Raw genomic sequence first — 2,095 nt, forward strand, 5'->3', positions numbered from 1 at the left:
CGGCGCTGGCCAATTTCCTGCGCGACGTCGACCGCTGGCGCGTCCAGGCGGGCGAGGCGCCGCATCCTCGCGTGATGGAGCAGGTGCTGGAGGAGAGCGGCTACACCGACGCCCTTCGCCTGGACAAGACGCCCACCGCCCAGACGCGGCTCGAGAACCTGAAGGAGCTGGTCCAGTCCATGGGGTCCTTCGAGACCCTTCAGGACTATCTGGAGCACGTCTCCCTGGTCATGGACCTGGACAAGGGGCCTCAGGCCGACGCGGTGCAGATCATGACCCTGCACTCCGCCAAGGGCTTGGAGTTCCCCTTGGTCTTCCTGCCGGGCTGGGAGGAAGGCGTCTTCCCGTCCCAGCGCAGCATGGACGAGAAGGGCGAGAAGGGCCTCGAGGAGGAACGCCGCCTGGCCTATGTCGGCATCACCCGAGCCCGCGAGGAAGCCCGCATCTCCTTCGCCGCCAATCGCCAGGTCTATGGCCGCTGGACCAGCCAGCTCCCCTCGCGCTTCGTCGACGAACTGCCCCTGGCCAATGTCGAGGCCACCTCCGAGACCGGCTATTACGGCGGCGGCCCGGGCATGCAGCAGCACGGCAGCCGCTGGGACGAAACCCCCGGCTTCGGGGCCGGCTATTCCTCACCCGGCTGGAAACGCGCCCAGGAACGCAACTACCACGGCAGCCACCCCGGGCGCGGCGCAGTGATCGAGGGCCAGGGCCGCCTGGTCGCCGTCTCCGACGCCTCGGCGGCCAGCGCCTACAAGCGCGGCGACCGGGTCTTCCACCTCAAGTTCGGCTACGGCGAAGTAAAGAGCGTCGACGGCAACAAGCTGACGGTGACCTTCGAGAAGGCCGGCGAGAAGAAGGTCATCGACTCGTTCGTGGAGAAGGGCTGACGATTTTCTTCGTGCGCCCTACGCAGAAGACCTCCAAGGTGAAGTCTCATTGCGCAACCAACCCACGGGAAATTCATGCCCCAGATCACCGCCAACGGCATTCCGCTGCACTATGAAGCCCACGGTCCGGAGACCGGCGAGGCGCTGCTGCTGATCATGGGCCTGGGCGCCCAGATGACTCGTTGGCCCGCGGAATTCGTGGCTGAGCTGGCGAAGCGCGGCTACCGGGTCGTCCAGTACGACAACCGCGACGTCGGGCTGTCGCACAAGTTCGACGAGGCCGGCGCCCCGGACATGACCGAGGTCTACAAGGCCCTGATGTCGGGCCAGAAGCCGTCGGTCGCCTATTTCGTCTCCGACATGGCCGCCGACGGCGTGGGTCTGATGGACGCCCTGGGTATCGAGCGGGCGCACATCGTCGGCGCCTCCATGGGCGGGATGATCGCCCAGAACCTGGCCGCCGAGTATCCCGACCGCGTGCTGTCGCTGACCTCGATCATGTCGACCACCGGCAACCCCGCCCTGCCCCCGGCCAAGCCCGAGGCCATGGAGCGGTTGACCCAGCGAGGGCCGAGCCCGCTGGAGGACCTGGAAGGCTTCCTCGATCACGGCGTCAGCGGCGCGCGGATCATGAACGGGCCCAACTTCCAGGCCGACGAGGCCGAGCTGCGCGCCAACCTCAAGTCCGACTTCGAGCGCAGCTTCTATCCGGTCGGGTTCGCCCGCCAGATGGCGGCCGTCGTCGCCAGCGGCGATCGCCGGGCGACCATCGCCAAGATCACCGCCCCGACCGTGATCATTCACGGCGCCGACGATCCGCTGGTCCCACCGACCGGCGGCGAGGACACCCACGCGACCATTCCCGGCTCGGAACTGCATGTCCTGCCCGCCATGGGCCACAACCTGCCAAAGCCGCTGATCGGCGCCTTGTGCGATCTCATCGAGCGGGCGACGGCGCGGGCGCGGGCGGAAGCCTAGGCTTTTACGAGACGGACCCGCCCGGGACGCGAACGGGCTTGAACCGAGCCGGTCGTTGGGCGCTTGTTACCAGCGATGACCCGCCAGAGCCCCCGCATCGACGCCTCGGCCGCGATCGGCGTGGCCGTGTTCGCCCTGGCCGGGGTGGGCGCGGGCCTGGCGATCAAGCCGTCACCACGTGAGCTGATCGGTCCCGAGGGCCCGCAGACGCTCTCGCCGGTTTCCGG

2 protein-coding genes are annotated in these 2,095 nt (G+C 68.3%); both read left to right on the top strand.

Annotation, left to right across the window (positions count from 1 at the left end):
- A partial coding sequence (locus tag RMO04_RS00320) for a DUF3553 domain-containing protein (protein WP_309642804.1) occupies positions 1–890 on the top strand: 890 nt, incomplete at its 5' end.
- 75 nt (positions 891–965) lie between these two features.
- Entirely contained in the window at positions 966–1,868 is a 903-nt protein-coding gene (locus tag RMO04_RS00325) for an alpha/beta hydrolase (protein ID WP_309642805.1), read from the top strand.
- Positions 1,869–2,095: the final 227 nt, after the last annotated feature.

The sequence above is a fragment of the Phenylobacterium sp. genome, assembly GCF_031412415.1.
Taxonomy (GTDB): domain Bacteria; phylum Pseudomonadota; class Alphaproteobacteria; order Caulobacterales; family Caulobacteraceae; genus Phenylobacterium.

Bases quoted from the DNA above. Each gene is read 5' to 3' on its own strand.
- RMO04_RS00325 (WP_309642805.1), top strand. From the start codon at position 966: ATGCCCCAGATCACCGCCAACGGCATTCCGCTGCACTATGAAGCCCAC.